The 19129-nt window shown below is 65.2% G+C and carries 15 protein-coding genes; 3 read left to right on the forward strand and 12 right to left on the reverse strand.

Features of this window, described 5'->3' with window-relative positions:
• Window positions 1-64: 64 nt before the first annotated feature.
• From bamA to rpsB, 9 genes are all read right to left on the reverse strand, one after another.
• Complete coding sequence (gene bamA / locus E1N52_RS06410; protein ID WP_133181267.1) at window positions 65-2371, reverse strand: outer membrane protein assembly factor BamA; 2307 nt, start codon at window positions 2369-2371, stop codon at window positions 65-67.
• Between the two features lie 68 nt (window positions 2372-2439).
• Complete coding sequence (gene rseP, locus E1N52_RS06415; protein WP_133181269.1) at window positions 2440-3825, reverse strand: RIP metalloprotease RseP; 1386 nt, start codon at window positions 3823-3825, stop codon at window positions 2440-2442.
• A gap of 109 nt (window positions 3826-3934) precedes the next feature.
• Entirely contained in the window at window positions 3935-5116 is a 1182-nt protein-coding gene (locus tag E1N52_RS06420) for a 1-deoxy-D-xylulose-5-phosphate reductoisomerase (RefSeq protein ID WP_133181270.1), read from the reverse strand.
• A 37-nt stretch (window positions 5117-5153) separates the two neighbouring features.
• Window positions 5154-5963: a phosphatidate cytidylyltransferase gene (locus tag E1N52_RS06425; RefSeq protein ID WP_133181272.1), complete on the reverse strand. Its 810-nt coding sequence runs from the start codon at window positions 5961-5963 to the stop codon at window positions 5154-5156.
• On the reverse strand, window positions 5957-6733 hold the full coding sequence (locus E1N52_RS06430) for an undecaprenyl pyrophosphate synthase (RefSeq protein WP_133181274.1): 777 nt from the start codon (window positions 6731-6733) through the stop codon (window positions 5957-5959). The genes E1N52_RS06425 and E1N52_RS06430 overlap by 7 nt, the downstream gene beginning before the upstream one ends.
• A 72-nt stretch (window positions 6734-6805) precedes the next feature.
• Window positions 6806-7366 (reverse strand): ribosome recycling factor, encoded by a 561-nt coding sequence (gene frr, locus E1N52_RS06435; protein ID WP_069265618.1) that lies wholly within the window; start codon window positions 7364-7366, stop codon window positions 6806-6808.
• 92 nt (window positions 7367-7458) lie between these two features.
• Window positions 7459-8175 carry a UMP kinase gene (pyrH, locus tag E1N52_RS06440; RefSeq protein WP_028204061.1) on the reverse strand — a complete coding sequence of 239 codons (717 nt, stop codon included), beginning with the start codon at window positions 8173-8175 and terminating at the stop codon, window positions 7459-7461.
• A 256-nt stretch (window positions 8176-8431) separates the two neighbouring features.
• On the reverse strand, window positions 8432-9313 hold the full coding sequence (tsf, locus tag E1N52_RS06445) for a translation elongation factor Ts (protein ID WP_133181276.1): 882 nt from the start codon (window positions 9311-9313) through the stop codon (window positions 8432-8434).
• Between the two features lie 210 nt (window positions 9314-9523).
• Window positions 9524-10279, reverse strand: a complete 756-nt coding sequence (rpsB, locus tag E1N52_RS06450; protein ID WP_133181278.1) for a 30S ribosomal protein S2 — start codon at window positions 10277-10279, stop codon at window positions 9524-9526.
• Between the two features lie 416 nt (window positions 10280-10695).
• Between rpsB and map the strand changes: the two genes are divergently transcribed.
• Entirely contained in the window at window positions 10696-11517 is an 822-nt protein-coding gene (gene map, locus E1N52_RS06455) for a type I methionyl aminopeptidase (RefSeq protein ID WP_133181280.1), read from the forward strand.
• Window positions 11518-11786: 269 nt separating this feature from the next.
• Window positions 11787-14366: a [protein-PII] uridylyltransferase gene (locus E1N52_RS06460; RefSeq protein ID WP_133181281.1), complete on the forward strand. Its 2580-nt coding sequence runs from the start codon at window positions 11787-11789 to the stop codon at window positions 14364-14366.
• Window positions 14367-14563: 197 nt separating this feature from the next.
• On the opposite strand, the gene E1N52_RS45425 is transcribed toward E1N52_RS06460, so the two are convergent.
• Window positions 14564-15439, reverse strand: coding sequence for a hypothetical protein (locus tag E1N52_RS45425; protein WP_342777827.1), 876 nt, complete (start codon window positions 15437-15439; stop codon window positions 14564-14566).
• 33 nt (window positions 15440-15472) lie between these two features.
• On the opposite strand from E1N52_RS45425, the gene E1N52_RS45430 reads away from it, so the two are divergent.
• Window positions 15473-16372 (forward strand): pseudouridine synthase, encoded by a 900-nt coding sequence (locus E1N52_RS45430; RefSeq protein WP_342777828.1) that lies wholly within the window; start codon window positions 15473-15475, stop codon window positions 16370-16372.
• 78 nt (window positions 16373-16450) lie between these two features.
• Here the strand turns inward: E1N52_RS45430 and def are convergent, their stop codons facing one another.
• Both def and ligA read right to left on the reverse strand, forming a co-directional pair.
• Window positions 16451-16984 carry a peptide deformylase gene (gene def, locus E1N52_RS06470; RefSeq protein ID WP_133181285.1) on the reverse strand — a complete coding sequence of 178 codons (534 nt, stop codon included), beginning with the start codon at window positions 16982-16984 and terminating at the stop codon, window positions 16451-16453.
• A complete protein-coding gene (gene ligA, locus E1N52_RS06475; protein WP_133181287.1) occupies window positions 16981-19050 on the reverse strand; it encodes an NAD-dependent DNA ligase LigA in 2070 nt (689 codons plus the stop codon). The genes def and ligA overlap by 4 nt, the downstream gene beginning before the upstream one ends.
• Window positions 19051-19129 lie beyond the last annotated feature (79 nt).

A 19129-nucleotide genomic window follows, 5' to 3' on the forward strand; every position in this document is an offset into this window, starting at 1 on the left:
CTCTCGTTTCCTGGATTCCGGCGCTGTGCGCTGCGCGCGCAACAAACGCCGGGCAAAACATACGTCAGAATGCCGTCCCGATCTGGAACTGGAACTTCTGGTACTGGTCGCCCGTGTGCTTGGTAACCGGGAAGCCCAGGCTCAGCTTGAGCGGCCCGATCGGCGAAATCCACGCGAGACCGAAACCGTAGCTGTAACGCAGGCCGTTGGCGCCAATGCTGTTGCCTTCCGTGCCCCAGACGTTACCACCATCGACGAACGTGAAGACGCGCAGCGTGCGGTCATAGCCCGTGCCCGGCAGCGGGAAGGTCAGCTCGATGTTGCCGACCAGCATCTTCGAACCGCCGATCGGGTCGTTCGTCGTCTTGTCGCGCGGACCCAGCGAGCTCGGCTCGTAGCCACGCACAGAACCGATACCACCGGCGTAGTAGTTCTTGAAGATCGGGTACGGCTTGCCGCTGAGGCCGTTACCGTAGCCGCCCTGGAAGTTCAGCCCCAGCACGAAGCCGCGCGCGAACGAGTAGTAATACTGCGCCTGCACGTCGGCCTTGTAGTACTGCGTGCCGCCAACCGGCGTGCCGTACTCGGCATTCGCCTGCGTGAAGTAGCCCTTGCTCGGCACGAGCGCGCTGTCACGCGCGTCGCGCGACCAGCCCACCGTGAGCGGCACGTTGTTCGACACGCGGCCAAACTGGTTCACGTAGTCGATATAGCTCTGCGGCGTGTTCGAGTCGATGTCGAGCGTGTCCTGCTCGAAGCCGGCGCCGAAGTAGACCGTGTCGACTTCCGAGAACGGAATGCCGAACTTGAGGTCGCCGCCCATCGTGATGATGCGGAAGCTCGAATCGGTCGAGTAGTACAGCGGCTGGTACGTGCGGTAGTAGACGTCGGTAATGCGCTTGATGCCGTCCACCGTGAAGTACGGGTCCACCTGCGTGAGAGCCAGCGTGCGGTACGTCTTCGCGGTGTTCACGTTCAGCGAGAGCGAGGTGCCCGAACCGAACACGTTGTCCTGCGACACGCCCGCCGACAGCACCACCTTGTCCGTGGACGAGAAGCCCGCACCCAGCGTGATCGCGCCGGTCGGCTTTTCAGCGACCTTCACGTTCACGTCCACCTGGTCGGCCGTGCCTTCCACGGGCACCGTGGTCACGTCGACGTCGGTGAAGTAGCCCAGACGGTTGATACGGTCCTTCGAGAGCGCGAGGCGGTTCGAATCGAACCACGAGCTTTCGAGCTGGCGCATTTCGCGGCGCACGACTTCGTCGCGGGTACGCGTGTTGCCCACCACGTTGATGCGGCGCACGTACACGCGGCGGCTCGGATCGACCTGCAGCGTGAGGTTGACCGTGTGATTCGCCTGATCGATCTGCGGCAGCGCATTGACGGTCGCGAACGCGTAACCGTACTCGCCGAGCTTGTCGACGATGGCCTTGGTCGTGGCCTGCAGCTTCTCGGCCGAGAAGGTGTCGCCCGGCTTGATCTTGATGAGCTTCTTGAGCTCGGCCTCGCGGTCGAGCAGGTTGCCCGACAGCTGGATGCCCGACACCTTGTACGGCTCACCTTCGTGAATGCCGATGGTGAGGTACATGTCCTTCTTGTCGGGCGAGATCGAGACCTGCGTCGAGTCGATGTTGAACTCGAGGTAGCCGTGGTTCAGGTAGTACGAGCGCACGTTCTCGAGGTCGCCCGTGAGCTTTTCCTTCGAGTACAGGTCGTTCTTCGTGTACCACGAGAACCAGTTCGGCGTGGACAGCTGCATCTCCGAGAGGAGCGTGCCGCTGCTGTACGTCTTGTTGCCGATGAAGTTGATCTGGCGGATCTTCGCGCTCGGACCTTCGACCACCGAGAACAGCAGACCGACGCGGTTGCGGTCGATCGGCGTGACCGTGGTCGTCACCTCGGCGGCGTAGAAGCCGCGCGTGAGGTACTGGCGTTTGAGTTCCTGCTCGGCCTTGTCGACGAGCGCCTTGTCGTAGTAGCGGCCTTGCGAAAGACCGACTGCGCGCAGCGCCTTCGTGAGGTTGTCCTTGTCGAATTCCTTGATGCCCGCGAAGTCGATCGTGCCGATGGCCGGGCGCTCCTGCACCTGCACCACCACTACGCCGCCTTCGGTGGCGATCTTCACGTCGTTGAAGAAGCCCGTCGCATACAGTGCGCGGATGGCCTCGGACGCCTTGTCATCGGTGAACGTGTCGCCCTGCTTGATCGGCAGGTAGGCGAACACCGTGCCCGGCTCGACGCGTTGCAGCCCTTCGATGCGGATGTCCTGAACCACGAAAGGCGTCGTTGCTGCGTGGGCAACGAGTCCATGTGCGGCGATCGCCGCGGCCGCAACCGTTTTTGGAACCAAGCGATGAGGTCTAAACAACGTGCTTCCCCAATTATGTATAGCTGCATCAGGTCAGGCGGCCCGCCCACGGAAGCCGCCAGACATCTTTAAAAATGGATTAACCGAGCCAGATCGTTGAACAACGCGATCGCCGACAGTGCGACGATGCAGGCAAGTCCCGCGCGCTGCAGCACGAGCTGCCAGCGGTCCGAGACGGCTTTGCCCGTTACGGCTTCAACCGCATAATATAACAGATGCCCCCCGTCCAATACCGGAATTGGGAGCAGATTCAATACGCCGAGACTGATGCTCACGAGGGCGAGGAACGACAGGAACGCTGAAGGACCGAGTCTCGCGCTCTTGCCGGCGTAGTCAGCGATCGTCACCGGACCCGACAGATTCTTCAGCGAGGCTTCGCCCGTGATCATGCGGCCGAACATCCGCAGCGAATACACGGCGATGTCCCACGTGCGATACGCACCGAGCCGCACGCTCTCGAGCGGCCCGTAGCGCACGTCCACGGAAGGCGCCTGCGCCGAGAGCGCCGCACCGATTCGACCGACTTCCTCGCCCGTCTGCGCGTCGCGCTGCAGTGTCGGCGTGACCGTGAGCGTGAGCGTCTGCGGGTTCTGAGCAGCCTCGCCGCGCGCGACCGTGAGCCGCACGGGCTTGCCCGCATGCGCCTTCACCCAGGCGATGAAAGTGCTTGCGCTGTCCACGGCCCGACCATCGACGGCACGCAGTTGATCGCCCGCTTGCAGTCCGGCATGTTGCGCCGCACTACCCGCCTCCACGGCCGCCACCCTGAGCGTGTTGCCGCCCGCCTCGAGGCCGAGCTTCGCCATGAAGTCGTCGTCGAGATCCTTGCTGGTCAGTTGCGAGAGATCGAGCGGGAAATCGTAGGTGCCTTCGCCATCGCGCGCGGCAAGGACGACATGGCCCTGGTCGAACGCCGTGGCGAGCAGTTTCCAGCGCAGGTCAGACCACGAACGCACGGGCTCGGTGCGGCTGCCGTTTGCATCGCTCACCGAAAGAATCGTCTCGCCGCCCTGGAAGCCGGCACGCGCCGCCGCCGATTGCGCGGGCGGCGCCGCGACAATGGCCTTCTGCTCGGTCACGCCGCTCGCGTACACCACCGAAAAGAGCGCGACGGCCAGCACGAAGTTGGCGATCGGGCCCGCCGCGACGATTGCAATGCGCTTGCCGACCGACTGGCGGTTGAACGCGTGCGACAAATCGCTTGCGGGAATCTGGTCGGGCGACTCGCGCTCGTCGAGCATCTTCACGTAGCCGCCGAGGGGCAGCGCCGCGATGGTCCACTCGGTGCCGCTCTTCTTGCTGACCCACTGCACGAGCGGCCGGCCAAAGCCGATCGAGAAACGCAGGACCTTCACGCCGCACAGGCGCGCGACGCTGTAGTGCCCGTATTCGTGCACGACGACCAGCACGCCGATCGCCACAACGAATGCGACCAGTTCGGTAAGCAGGTTCATGAGCGCCTCCTGGGCTGGAAGCAGCGCACCGGTGCGGGATCGGCCCCGAGGTCAGGCTCGCGTGCCTGAGGGGCCGCACGGGCCCTTCCGCAAGCCCCTCGCTGACCTGTCAGGCCGGCACCGGCAGGCTGTCGATGATGGTGTGAGCCGCGCGGCGGGCCGCCGCGTCGGCTTCGAGCACGACTTCGAGACTCGACGCGTTGCGGTTCTCGAGCGCGTTCAGTACGGCATCCACCGTCTGGGCGATGGCCATGAAGCCGATGCGCCGGTTCAAAAATGCTTCGACTGCAACTTCGTTCGCCGCGTTGAGCGCCGCACTCGCCACGCCGCCGGCCGCCAAAGCCTGCATCGCGAGTGCGAGACACGGAAAGCGCGCGTAGTCGGGTTTCTCGAACGTGAGCGTCGCGATTTGTGCGAGATCGAGCTGCGCGACGCCGGAATCGACACGATCCGGGTACGCCAGCGCGTGCGCGATCGGCGTGCGCATGTCGGGGTTGCCTAGTTGCGCGAGCACCGAACCGTCGGCATACGAAACCATCGAGTGGATCACGCTCTGCGGGTGAATCAGCACGTCGATACGATCGCCCGGCAGGTCGAACAGGTAGTGCGCCTCGATCACTTCGAGGCCCTTGTTCATCATCGTGGCCGAATCGACGGAGATCTTGCGGCCCATCGACCAGTTCGGGTGCTTGCAGGCCTCGTCAGGCGTCACGTTCACGAGCGTCGAGGGCTCGCGGGTGCGGAACGGGCCGCCCGAGGCGGTCAGGATGATCTTCGTGACGCCATCGCGCTGCGCGTTTTCGCGCGGGAAGCACTGGAACACGGCGTTGTGCTCGCTGTCGAGCGGCAGCAGCACGGCGCCGCTGTCGCACACGGCGTCGATGAAGATGTCGCCCGACATCACGAGCGCTTCCTTGTTCGCGAGCAGGATCTGCTTGCCGGCCTTGGCCGCTGCGAGCGTGGGCGCGAGACCTGCCGCGCCGACAATCGCCGCGACCACGGTGTCACAGCCATCGCTCTTCGAGACTTCGACGAGCGCCTGCGGCCCGTAGGTCACGACGGTCTTCGAGCCGGCCGCGCGCAGCTTGCGCTCGACCTGTGCGGCGGTGTCGGCGTCGCCGACCACGGCCACTTCGGGGGCGAAGCGCAAGCATTGTTCGACGAGTTTCTCGCCGTTGCGATGCGCCGTGAGCGCATAGACCGAGAAGCGTTGCGGATGACGCGCGACGACGTCGAGCGTGCTGTCTCCAATCGAGCCCGTGGAACCGAGCAGTGTGAGTCGTTTTTGCATATTCAAATCTCTAACCTGGTGTCCTGGCCACGCGCCTTTAGCCGAGCAGCAGCATGGCGAGCGGCAGCACGGGCAGCAGTGCGTCGATGCGGTCGAGGACTCCGCCATGGCCCGGCAGGAGTCCGCTCGAATCCTTCACGCCGGCCTGGCGCTTCATCATCGACTCGAACAGATCGCCGATCACGCTGAACGCGACCAGCACGGTAAGTACGAAAAGCGCACGGCCGAGCCCGATCTGGGCGGCGAGCGCGGAATACAGCGTGGGTTCGAACGCGTGCAGCGCGATCGCCGCGCCTGACACCACCATCACGGCGGCCCAGCCGCCCACGGCGCCCTCCCAGGTCTTGCCGGGGCTGATCGAAAGCGCAAGCTTATGCTTTCCGAATGCCTTACCTGCAAAGTATGCGCCGATATCGGCCAGCCAGACCACGAGCAACAGGGACAAAACGAACGCAACGCCGGCCGTGCGCGCCGCAACGAGGGCGTGCCAGCAGGCCGCGAAAACGACGAGCCCGGCGGCCAGCAGAAAGGCTCGCCAGGCGCCTGCGGCTAGCACCGGCTTGCGCAGCAGCACGTAAGGGCCGGCAATGATCCAGAACACGCCCGCCGCCTGAAAGAGCGGCCGGGGCGCCGGCAGGCGCGTACTGAGCGCCACGGCGGCCGCCGCGATCACGGCGTAGACGATCGAGCCGGTCGCGCCCGCCTTCAGCAGACGCGCCCACTCCCATGCGGCGAAGACGACCACAACGCCGATCAGCGCGCCGAACGCCGCCACAGGCGCGAACAGCGTGATCGGCAGGAAGACTGCCAGCAGGACGAGCGCCGTAATGACGCGGGTCTTCAGCATGAAAGGGAATCGGCGTTCTGGGCGACGACCTGCGCGCTCGTGCGGCCGAAGCGGCGCTCGCGCTCGGCATACGACGCAATGGCGCGGCTGAGCGCTTCGGCGTCGAAATCCGGCCAGAACGTATCGGTGAAATAGAACTCGGCGTAGGCGAGTTGCCAGAGCAGGAAGTTGCTCACCCGCTGCTCGCCGCCCGTGCGAATGAAGAGATCCGGTTCGGGCGCGTAGGCCATGGCCAGATGCTGGGACAGCGTGTCTTCGGTGACGGGAACCGGCGTGCCCGTGGCCGCGGCTTCCTCGACCAGCTTGCGCGTGGCCTGGAGGATATCCCAGCGGCCGCCGTAGTTCGCGGCGATCGTAAGCGTGAGACGGGTGTTGCGCGCGGTTTTGGTTTCCGCGCGGCGAATCAGGTCCTGGATGCGTTCGTTGAACATCGACAGGTCGCCGACCACGCGCAGGCGGATGCCGTTCGCGTGCAGGCGCGCCACCTCGCGCTCAAGCGCGGTGACGAAAAGGCGCATCAGGAACGACACTTCGTCGGTCGGGCGACGCCAGTTCTCGGAACTGAAGGCGAAGAGCGTCACGTATTCGACGCCGCGCTCCACGCACGATTCGACGACCGAACGCACGGCGTCGACGCCGCGCGTGTGGCCCGCGACGCGCGGCAGACGCCGCTGGGTTGCCCAACGGCCATTGCCGTCCATGATGATCGCGATGTGGCGCGGTACGGCCGCCACGTCGGGCACGCGAACGGTTGAGCTGGTATAGGTCATGGCCGTCGGACTGTAACTGCGATAAAAAAGGGAAACCGCCTGAAATCTGGCGAATCTGGAGGCCCTGAGGCCTCAGACCGTCATGATCTCGGCTTCCTTCGTCTGGACGAGCTTTTCGATCTCCGTCACGAAGCGGTCGGTCAGCTTCTGGACTTCGTCGCCGCCGCGGCGCTCGTCGTCTTCGGAAATTTCCTTGTCCTTCACGAGCTTCTTGAGCTGCTCGTTGGCGTCGCGACGCAGGTTGCGCACGGCGACCTTCGCCGTTTCACCTTCGTTCTTGACGACCTTCGTGAGCTCCTTGCGGCGCTCTTCGGTCAGCGCGGGCATCGGCACGCGGATCAGGTCACCGTGCGTGGCCGGGTTCAGGCCGAGATCCGACTCGCGGATCGCCTTTTCGATGACCGGCACCATCTTCTTTTCCCATGCCTGCACGCCGATCGTGCGCGCGTCGACGAGCGTGAGGTTCGCGACCTGTGAGATGGGCACGGGCGAGCCATAGTAGTCGACCTGGATGTGGTCGAGCAAACCGGTATGGGCGCGGCCCGTGCGGATTTTCGCCAGATCGCTCTTGAACGCTTCGATCGAGCGCTGCATTTTCTGCTCGGCGCCCTTCTTGATGTCAGCCACAGCCATTTTGATACCTCCGAACCTTCATAACGGAACGGGCCCGCCGGCGCGCTGATGGGCGGCGCGGCCCGTGTTCGAACCTCTCGTGAGACGAGAGTTTACACGTGGACGAGCGTACCTTCGTCTTCGCCCAGAACAATGCGCTTGAGAGCGCCCGGCTTGACGATGGAAAAAACGCGGATCGGCAGCTTCTGGTCGCGGCACAGCGCGAACGCGGTGGCGTCCATCACCTGCAGGTTGCGACCAATTGCCTCATCGAAGCTGATGGTCGAGTAGCGCGTGGCGGTCGGGTCCTTCTTCGGGTCGGCCGAGTAGACACCGTCGACCTTGGTGGCCTTCAGGACGACTTCGGCGCCGACTTCCGAGCCGCGCAGCGCGGCAGCCGTGTCGGTGGTGAAGAACGGGTTGCCCGTGCCGGCGGCGAAGATCACGACCTTGCCTTCTTCGAGCTGGCGAATCGCGCGGGGGCGGATGTACGGCTCGACGACCTGGTCCATGCGCAGCGCCGACTGCACGCGCGCTTCGATGCCAGCGTGACGCATGGCGTCCTGCAGCGCGAGCGCGTTCATCATCGTAGCCAGCATACCCATGTAGTCGGCCGTTGCGCGGTCCATACCGGCCGCGCCGCCCGCGACGCCGCGGAAAATGTTGCCGCCGCCGATCACGACTGCGAGCTGGGTGCCCAGACGCACCACCTCGGCCACGTCTGCCACCATACGTTCGATCGTGGCGCGATTGATGCCGAAGGCATCATCGCCCATCAGGGCTTCGCCGGAAAGTTTGAGCAGGACGCGTTTATAGGCGGGTGTGGGCATGGAGGTATCCAGGATCGCGCGCAAAGGGCAATAACTTGAAACTGTAGGGGTGAAATACGGCTTCGGGCAAGCGCCGCCAGAAATAGCGAAGATTTCCGACGCCGCGCACAGCGGGGGACTACCATGCGCGTCGCCGCTACGCTGCCCGCCACGGCGGATTGCTCCGCCACGGCTTACAACTCAGCTAACTGCGGTGCTGCAACAACTGCGGTTGCCGCCTGCCGCGCAAGGCGCAGCGAGGCGGGCTTATCCGTCTTTATTGCTGCTTTGCAGCAGCGACTTGCGCGGCCACTTCGGCAGCGAAGTCGTCCTGGCGCTTCTCGATGCCTTCGCCGACCACGAAGAGGGCGAACTTCTGCACCGTCGTGCCAGCAGCCTTGAGCATCTGCTCGATCGTCTGCTTGTCGTTCTTAACGAACGGCTGGTTCAGCAGCGAGACTTCCTTCAGGTACTTCTGGACCGAACCTTCGACCATCTTCGCGACGATCTCAGCCGGCTTGCCCGATTCGGCAGCCTTCTGCTCGGCGATGCTGCGCTCCTTGGCGATCAGGTCGGCCGGCACGTCGTCCGACGACAGCGAGACCGGCTTCATCGCGGCGATGTGCATCGCGACGTCCTTGCCCACTTGCTCGTCCGCGCCCGTGTACTCGACCAGCACGCCGATACGCGTGCCGTGCAGGTACGCAGCCAGCTGGTTGGCGGTTTCGAAACGCGCGAAACGGCGGATCGACAGGTTTTCACCGATCTTGCCGACCAGTGCGAGACGCACTGCGTCGACCGTCGAGCCGTCCAGCGCCAGCGCCGACAGAGCGGCGACGTCAGCCGGGTTTTGCGTGGCGACGAGTTCGGCGATCTTCTTCGAGAAGCCGATGAAGTCATCGTTCTTCGAAACGAAGTCGGTTTCGCAGTTCAGTTCGACGATCGCACCAGCGCCGGCGCCGATGAACGACGAGATCACGCCTTCAGCCGTGACGCGCGAAGCGGCCTTGCTGGCCTTGTTGCCGAGCTTCACGCGCAGCAGTTCTTCGGCACGCGCCAGGTCGCCGTCGGCTTCCGTCAGCGCCTTCTTGCATTCCATCATCGGCGCGTCGGTCTTCGCGCGCAGTTCTGCCACCATGCTTGCGGTAATTGCCGCCATCATTCGCTCCTTGAGTCTGTCTGGTACACGCCGCCCGCCTTTCGACGCGGCCGGCAGAAATTCGTTTCCGTTTCCGCCTGCGGTGAAACGCTTTTTTACAGCTGCTTCTACAGGGCTACGGTGCCGCTCATATGACGCGGCGACGAAAGTCGCGGCTTAAAAAAAAGGGGCCTATGGAAAGCCCCCTTTTCTTGCCGGACACGGGGCAGCTTACGCCTCCGAGTTGACCTCGACGAACTCGTCGTCGCCGTCGTTGCCGCGCGCCGCGACAACCACGTCGTTGACCGCGTTCGCACGGCCTTCGAGGATCGCGTCAGCCACGCCTTGCGTGTAGAGCGCAACGGCCTTGCTCGCGTCGTCGTTGCCCGGGATCACGTAATCGATGCCTTCCGGCGAGTGGTTCGTATCGACCACGGCGATCACGGGGATGCCCAGCTTGTTCGCTTCCGTCACGGCAATCTTGTGGTAGCCGACGTCGACCACGAAGATCGCGTCCGGAATGCCGCCCATGTCCTTCACGCCGCCGATCGACTTTTGCAGCTTGGCGATTTCACGTTCGAACAGGAGCGCTTCCTTCTTGCTCATCTTCTCGAGCTCGCCCGCTTCCACGGCTGCTTCCATGTCCTTCAGGCGCTTGATCGAAACCTTCAGCGTCTTGAAGTTGGTCAGCATGCCGCCGAGCCAGCGTGCGTTCACGAACGGCATGCCAGCGCGTTGCGCTTCTTCAGCGATCGTGTCGCGCGATTGACGCTTCGTGCCGACGAACAGGATCGTGCCGCGGTTCGCTGCCAGTTGACGCACATACTTCAGCGCGTCGTTGTACATCGGCAGCGTCTTTTCGAGGTTGATGATGTGAATCTTGTTGCGATGACCGAAGATGAAGGGGGCCATCTTCGGGTTCCAGAAGCGCGTTTGGTGACCGAAGTGGACACCGGCTTCCAGCATTTGGCGCATGGTAACTGCCATGAGAAATTCTCCGCTAGGGTTGGGTCTGAAGCCGGCTGCCGTATCGGTGCGCCCTCCCATTTCCGGAGATCGACGCGCCCGACACCCTGGGTGCGCCGGCTTGCGAGTGTGCTGCCTGAAGAAGATGCTTCCGAATGTTCTTCGCGCACCCGCCAAAATTTGCTTTTGGCAAAGCGCTCCGCGGCAACGGCGGATTCAGTCACTTCCACGAACTCCGAACGCGAATCCGAAAGATATGGGAAGCGACTTAGCCGAAGAGTATAGCACGCAAACTGCCCCTTACTCAAGACAGCTATTACCCGCGGAATACGGCGCCGGGCAGGCGCGCCGGATCGCGACCTGCCTTTTCAAAAGTCAGCGACCACTGGCATTAGGTGCGATAATTCAATATTCGACTGCATTTTCGGGCGCATACCATGGCCATTTCGATCAAGAACGAACACGACATCGCGCAAATGCGCGTCGCCTGCCGTCTGGCGAGCGAGGTGCTCGACTACATCACGCCGTTCGTCACCGCGGGCGTGACGACGGGTGAACTCGACCGCCTGTGCCACGAATACATGACCAACGTGCAGGGCACAGTGCCCGCGCCGCTGAACTATCAGCCGCCTGGCTACCCGCCCTACCCGAAGGCGATCTGCACTTCTGTGAACGACGTGATCTGTCACGGTATTCCCGGCGACAAGGCGCTGAAGAACGGCGACGCGCTCAATATCGATATCACCGTCATCAAGGAAGGGTATTTCGGCGACACGAGCCGGATGTTCATCGTCGGCGAAGGCTCGATCCTCGCGAAGCGCCTCGTGCAGACCACCTATGAATGCATGTGGCTCGGCATCGACCAGGTGCGTCCCGGCGGCCATCTGGGCGACATCGGCCATGCCATCCAGCGCTACGCCGAAAGCCAGGGCTACAGCGTGGTGCGCGAATACTGCGGCCACGGCATCGGCACGGTGTTCCACGAAGACCCGCAGGTCCTGCACTACGGCCGCCCGGGCACCGGCATCGAGCTCGTGCCGGGCATGATCTTCACGGTCGAGCCGATGGTCAACGCCGGACGCCGCGACATTCGCACCATGCCGGACCAATGGACCGTCAAGACGAAGGACCGCAGCCTCTCGGCACAGTGGGAACACACGGTACTCGTGACGGAAACGGGCTACGAGGTCCTGACGGTCTCGGCGGGTACGCCCGCCAAACCGGCCATCGTCGCGCAGATGGCAGGCACGGCAGCCTGACCGACGAAAAAAGTGCCGGAAAGCGCCACATGGTGCGATCCGGCGCAAAATGGATGTGCTCGTAGCGAACGGCCTGCGCCTCGGGCCAAGCCACCCAACGCGAGCGACGCACTGCACGCGCACACCGCCCGGCGCCAGCAGCACGATGAGGCAGCTTACCGAGCAGCGGACGCACTAACCGACGAACCAACGCGACCCACCGCCGTCGCCAGGCCGGCCGCGCGCACGACCGGCCACCCGCCCAACCACGCCAGACACGACCCGAGCCCATGAGCGTTCCCGCTGTCGCCGTTCCCGATACGTCGTCGCTGAAGTCCGACTACAAGGCCGCCAAGGCCCAGTTGCTCGAGCGTTTCAAGACCGCGACCAATGTCGACTCGCTGATGCGCGCCCTCGCCCGCACCACCGACGACACGTTGCGCAGCGCCTGGAACCTGTGCGAGCTGCCGGCCACGCTGGCACTTGTGGCGGTGGGCGGTTTCGGGCGCGGCGAGCTTGCGCCCTGGTCCGACGTCGACATCCTCGTACTGCTGCCGGACGACGAGGCGCTCGCGCCGCTCGAAGAACGCATCGAGCGTTTTATCGGCCTTGCGTGGGATCTCGGACTCGATATCGGCAGCAGCGTGCGCAGCGTCTCGCAATGCCTCGAGGAAGCCGCCATCGACGTCACCGTGCGCACGTCGCTCCTCGAGGCGCGCCGCATCACGGGCAGCGCGACGCTCTTCGGCGACTTCGCGCAGCGCTATCGCGACGCCATGGACCCGCGTGCGTTCTTCCAGGCGAAAGTGCTCGAAATGCGCCAGCGCCACGCGCGCTTCCAGGACACGCCCTATTCACTCGAACCGAACGTCAAGGAAAGCCCCGGGGGCCTGCGCGATCTGCAGCTGATCCTCTGGATCACCGAGGCCGCCGCCTTCGGCAGCAGCTGGAAAGAGCTGGACCAGCGCGGCCTCATCACCGGGCGCGAAGCGCGCGAGCTGCGCCGCAACGAGGCATTTCTCAAGGCGCTGCGCGCGCGCCTGCATGTGATCGCAGGCCGCCGCCAGGACATCCTCGTGTTCGACCTGCAGACGGCCGTCGCCGAAAGCTTCGGCTACAAGGCGAGCAGCGCGCGGCGCGCGAGCGAGCAGCTCATGCGCCGCTATTACTGGGCGGCGAAAGCGGTCACGCAGCTATCCACCATCCTGATCCAGAACATCGAGGCGCAGCTCTTCCCGAGCACGAGCGGCATCACGCGTACGCTGTCCGAGCACTTCGTCGAGAAGCAGGGGATGCTGGAGATCGTCAGCGACGACGTGTTCGAACGCGAGCCGCACGCGATCCTGGAGGCGTTCCTGCTCTACGAGCAGGTGCCCGGTGTGAAGGGCCTGTCGGCGCGCACGCTGCGCGCGCTCTACAACGCGCGCGAGACCATGGACCAGAGCTGGCGACGCGACCCGGAGAACCGCCGGCTCTTCATGGAGATCCTCAAGCAGCCGGCCGGGATCACGCACGCCATGCGCCTCATGAACCAGACGAGCGTGCTCGGGCGCTATCTGCTGAACTTCCGCCGCATCGTCGGGCAGATGCAGCACGACCTCTATCACGTCTATACGGTCGATCAGCACATCCTGATGGTGCTGCGCAATATGCGCCGCTTCGCCGTGGCCGAGCATGCGCACGAGTATCCGTTCTGCAGCCAGCTGATCGCCAACTTCGAGCGTCCGTGGGTGCTCTACGTCGCGGCGCTGTTCCACGACATCGCCAAGGGCCGCGGCGGCGACCACTCGCAGCTCGGCATGGCCGACGCGCGGCGCTTTTGCCGCGAGCACGACATCACGGGCGACGATGCGGACCTGGTCGTCTGGCTCGTCCAGCAGCATCTGACGATGAGCCAGGTCGCCCAGAAGCAGGACATCACCGACCCCGAGGTCGTGAAGCGCTTCGCCGAACTCGTCGGTACGGAGCGGCGCCTGTCGGCGCTCTACCTGCTGACGGTCGCCGACATTCGCGGCACGAGCCCGAAGGTCTGGAACAACTGGAAAGGCAAGCTGCTCGAAGACCTTTACCGCTCGACGCTCGCTGTGCTCGGCGGCGCCAAGCCTGACGCGCACTCGGAACTCAAGACGCGCCAGGAGCTGGCGCTTGCGCTGCTGCGTCTCGAGACGGTGCCGGAGCACGCCCACCGCGCGCTCTGGGACAAGCTCGACGTCGGCTACTTCCTGCGCCACGACGCCGCCGACATCGCCTGGCAAACGCGTGTGCTCTACCGCCACGTCGAGGCGCCGGAGCCGGTCGTGCGGGCTCGCCCTTCACCGATCGGCGAGGCGCTGCAGGTGCTCGTCTACGCGCAGGACCGCCCCGACCTGTTCGCGACGATGTGCGCGTACTTCGACCGCAGCGGCCTTTCCGTGCTCGACGCACGCGTGAGTACCACGCGCCACGGCTACGCGCTCGACAACTTCATCGTCGCCCACACCGAGGGCGACGTGCATTACCGCGATATCGCGAACCTCGTCGAACAGGAACTCGCGGCGCGCCTGAAGGCGACGGGCAACGCACTGCCCGAGCCGTCGAAGGGCCGTCTCTCGCGCCTCTCACGCACCTTCCCGGTGACGCCGCGCGTCGACCTGCGGGCTGACGAGCGCGGCCAATACTACATCCTGTCCGTGTCGGCGAACGACCGGCCGGGCCTTCTTTATTCCATCGCGCGCGTGCTCGCGGAGCATCATGTCGGCGTCCATGCGGCGCGGATCAATACGCTCGGCGAACGTGTGGAAGACGTGTTTCTGCTCGACGGTTCGGGACTGTCCGACAACCGTCAGCAGATTCACGTCGAAACCGAATTGCTGCGCGCGATCGCAGTGTGAATGACCCAAGCGAAATACCCAGATCCATGCGAGCCAAACTGACAGCCAAACATCCGCGCCCGACCACTCCGGAACGCGCCCCCGTCCGCCGCGGCAGCACGACCGCGCGTAAGCCGGTGCGGCCGGCTGAGGTGCGGCCGGCGGACGCTCGGCCGGCATCGGCCGCAAAGACTTCCGCTGGGAAGCCTGCGCGCACTTCAGCCGGCCGCGCCACCGATACGCGCCCGGCGCGGCCGGCTCGCGAAGGCGGATTCGGCGACGCACGCCCGGCCCGTCGCTCCGGCGACGAGCCGCGTGGATTTGCGCGCGGCCGTGAAGAAGGTGGCGCACGCCCCTTCGCGCGTCGCGCCGAGGGTGATGACCGGCGCCCGCCACGTAGCCGTGACGAAGGCGGTGCACGCCCCTTCGCGCGCCGCCCCGAGGGCGATGACCGCCGTCCTCCGCGCAGCCGTGACGAAGGCGGTGCACGCCCCTTCGCGCGTCGCGCCGAGGGTGATGATCGCCGTCCGCCGCGCAGCCGGGAAGAAGGTGGTGCACGTTCGTTCCCGCGCCGCCCCGAGGGCGATGACCGGCGTCCGCCGCGCAGCCGTGAAGAAGGTGGCGAGCGCCGCTCCGAACGACGCACCGAAGGCGATGACCGCCGCCCGCCGCGCAGCCGCGACGAAGGCAGCGCACGCCCCTTCGCGCGCCGCCCCGAGGGTGATGATCGCCGTCCGCCGCGCAGCCGCGAGGAAGGTGGTGCACGCTCCTTCGCGCGCCGCCCCGAGGGTGAAGACCGCCGCCCGCCTCGCAGCCGTGAAGAAGGTGGCGAGCGCCGATTCGAACGACGCAGCGAAGGCGATGACCGCCGCCCCGCACGCGGCCGCGACGAAGGCGGTGCACGCCCCTTCGCGCGCCGCCCCGAGGGTGATGACCGCCGCCCGCCGCGCAGCCGCGAGGAAGGTGGCGAGCGTCGCTTCGAGCGACGCACCGAAGGCGACGATCGCCGTCCGCCGCGAAGCCGCAGCGAAGGCAGCGAAGGACGCTTCGCCCGCCGCACCGACAGTGACGAGCGCCGCCCCGCACGCGCACACGACGAGGGCACGGAGCGCCGTTTCGCGCGCCCGGTGAAATCCGCATGGAGCGACGACCGTGAAAGCGACGGCCGCAAGACCGCCCGCCCCGTCAAATCGGCCGAAAAGCCCGCACGCCGCACTGATGACGCCGAATCCGCGCCGCGCCGCGCACAGCGGGAAGAAGTCGACGGGGACAACACCCTACGCCTGTCCAAGCGCATGTCCGAACTGGGCCTGTGCTCGCGCCGCGAAGCCGACGAATGGATCGAAAAAGGCTGGGTGTATGTGGACGGTGAAGTCGTCGACACGCTCGGCGCCAAGGTCACACCGAATCAGCGCATCGAAGTCGATCCGGCCGCGCTTGCCGCGCAGGCTCGCCAGGTGACCATCCTGCTGCACAAGCCCGTGGGCTACGTGTCGGGCCAGGCCGAGGACGGCTATGAACCCGCCGCCACGCTCATCACCGGTGAGAATCACTGGGACGGCGACCACTCGGGTATCCGCTTCTCGGCCAAGCATCTGCGCACGCTCGCGCCGGCCGGCCGGCTCGACATCGACTCGACTGGCCTGCTCGTGCTGACCCAGGACGGCCGCGTGGCCAAGCAATTGATCGGCGAGAGCTCGGACATCGACAAGGAGTATCTCGTGCGTGTCACCTACAACGACATCGAGACCGAAATCGATCAGCACTTCCCGCCTGAGTTGCTCGCACAGCTGCGCCACGGCCTGTCGCTCGACGACGTGCCGCTGAAGCCCGCGCAGGTGAGCTGGCAGAACGGCGAGCAGCTGCGTTTCGTGCTGCGCGAAGGCAAGAAGCGCCAGATCCGCCGCATGTGCGAACTGGTCGGCCTCAAGGTCGTGGGCCTCAAGCGCGTGCGCATGGGCCGTGTATTGCTCGGCGCGCTGCCGCAAGGCCAATGGCGCTATCTGGCCGCCGACGAAGCGTTCTAACGCCACATCGGCGCCACGCGCCGCACTGAACGAAAAACGGGAGCCAGATGGCTCCCGTTTTTCTTGATGCTTCGACTTTCAGTCGTCGCGGTTCGGGTCGAGTTCCGGAAACAGAACCTCGGTAAAGCCGAACTTCGAGAAGTCGGTGATGCGCATGGGGTACAGCTTGCCGATCAGGTGATCGCATTCGTGCTGGACGACCCGCGCGTGAAAGCCCTCGGCCACACGCTCGATGGGCGTGCCGTACTGGTCGAAGCCGTCATAGCGGATCATCGAATAGCGGCTCACGGCTCCGCGCATGCCCGGCACCGAAAGACACCCCTCCCAGCCCTCTTCCATGTCGTGCGACAGCGGATGGATGACCGGGTTGATGAGCACCGTTTGCGGCACGGCCGGCGCCTCGGGATAGCGCTCATTCTGTTCGAAACCGAAGATCACCACCTGCAAGTCGACGCCGATCTGCGGGGCGGCAAGTCCTGCACCGTTCGCCGCGTGCATGGTGTCGAACATATCGGCAATGAGTTCGTGCAACTCGGGCGTATCGAAGTGATCGACTGGCCGCGCAATGCCAAGCAGGCGCGGATCACCCATTCTGAGAATTTCGCGAATCATGTCGTTTGCCCCTCCAGGAGCTTGCGCATTCCTTCTTCGTCGAGCACCGGCACGCCGAGTTCCTCGGCTTTCGCGAGCTTGCTGCCCGCGTCGGCGCCCGCCACCACATAGTCGGTCTTCTTCGACACCGAGCCGGCGACCTTCGCCCCGGCTGCTTCCAGCATCTCCTTCGCCTCGTCACGCGAGAGCGTGGGCAGCGTGCCGGTGAGCACCACCGTCTTGCCGGCCAGCACGCCCACCGGCGCCTTCGGCGCAGGCGGACCTTCCACCCATGTTACTTTGCCCGGCGCGCGCAGTTGCTCGATCACCGTGCGGTTGTGCTCTTCCGCAAAAAACTCGTGGATCGCGAGCGCGACGATAGGACCTACATCGTTGACTTCGAGCAATTCGTCGACCGACGCACTCATGATCGGATCGAGCGAGCCAAAGTGCTTGGCAAGATCCTTGGCCGTCGATTCGCCCACGTGCCGGATACCGAGCGCGTAGATGAAGCGCGCAAGCGTCGTGGATTTGGCCTTCTCGAGCGAGTCGAGCAGGTTCTGCGCCGACTTGTCCGCCATGCGATCGAGCTGCGCAAGCGTGCCGAAGCCGAGATTGAACAGATCGGCGGGCGTGCGCACGAGGTTCTGGTCGACCAGCTGGTCGATGATCTTCTCGCCCAGGCCGTCGATATCGAGCGCGCGGCGCTGCGCGAAGTGCCAGAGCGCCTGCTTGCGCTGGGCCGGACAGAACAGGCCGCCCGTGCAGCGTGCGATTGCCTCATCGGGCAGACGCTCGATGCGCGACCCGCAGACCGGGCATTCGGTCGGCATCACGAACTCGTGGGCATCGGCCGGGCGGCGGTCCATGAGCGCACTGACTACCTCGGGAATCACGTCGCCGGCGCGCCGCACGATCACCGTGTCGCCGATGCGGATGTCCTTGCGCCGCACTTCGTCTTCGTTGTGCAGCGTGGCGTTGGTCACCGTCGCGCCGCCGACGAACACCGGCTCGAGCCGCGCGACCGGCGTAATCGCGCCCGTGCGGCCCACCTGAACGTCGATCGCCAGCAGCTTCGTGAGCGCTTCCTGAGCCGGGAACTTGTGCGCGAGCGCGAAGCGCGGCGCACGCGAGACGAAACCGAGCGCGTCCTGCTCGTCGCGGCGATTCACCTTGTAGACCACGCCGTCGATGTCGTACGGCAGGCCATCGCGCTTCTCGCCCACGGCGCGGAAAAATTCCAGCAGACCTTGCGCGCCCTTCACGACCGCTCGCTCGGCATTGACCGGCAGGCCCATCTCCGCGTACCAGTCGAGCAGTTCGCTATGGGTGGCCGGCATCGGCTCGCCTTCGAGCACGCCAATGCCGTAAGCAAAAAACGAGAGCGGCCGCTGCGCCGTGATCTTCGGATCGAGCTGGCGCAGGCTGCCTGCCGCCGCGTTGCGCGGGTTCGCGAATTCCTTGTGGCCGGCGTCGCGCTGACGCTGGTTCATGCGCTCGAAATCGCGGCGAAACATCAGCACCTCGCCGCGCACGTCGAGCACTTTCGGCACACGCTTGCCCTTCAGGCGCAATGGCAGCGAGCGGATTGTGCGCACGTTCTCCGTGACGTTCTCGCCGGTCGCGCCGTCGCCGCGCGTGGACGCCTGGACGAACGCGCCGTCGACGTAGCGCAGCGAGATGGCGAGGCCGTCGAACTTGAGTTCAGCGGCATATTCGACCGCCGTGACTTCGGCGCCCTGGATCTTGCCGAGTGCATCGGCCACGCGCTTGTCGAACGCGACGATGTCCTCGTCGGCAAAGCCGTTGTTGAGCGACAGCATCGGCACGTCGTGGACCACGGGCTCGAAGCCTCCGGCGACTTCGCCACCCACACGCTGAGTGGGCGAATCGGGCGTGATGAGGTCGGGATGCTCGGCCTCGATCTGCTGAAGTTCGCCGAACAGCTTGTCGTATTCCGCGTCGGGCAGCTCCGGCTGGTCGAGCACGTAGTAGGCGTGATTCGCACGCTCGAGTTCGGCGCGCAACCACACCGCGCGCTGCGCAGCGGTGGCTTCTTCGGGAGGACGGGCGGGAGTACGGACCATGCCTTGGGCAACTCGCTGTTGAAAATGATTTCGGACGTCAGATTATCTCAGGAAGCCGCGCGTGTCGCATCGGGCGAGC

This window comes from Paraburkholderia guartelaensis (assembly GCF_004353905.1).
Classification (GTDB): domain Bacteria; phylum Pseudomonadota; class Gammaproteobacteria; order Burkholderiales; family Burkholderiaceae; genus Paraburkholderia; species Paraburkholderia guartelaensis.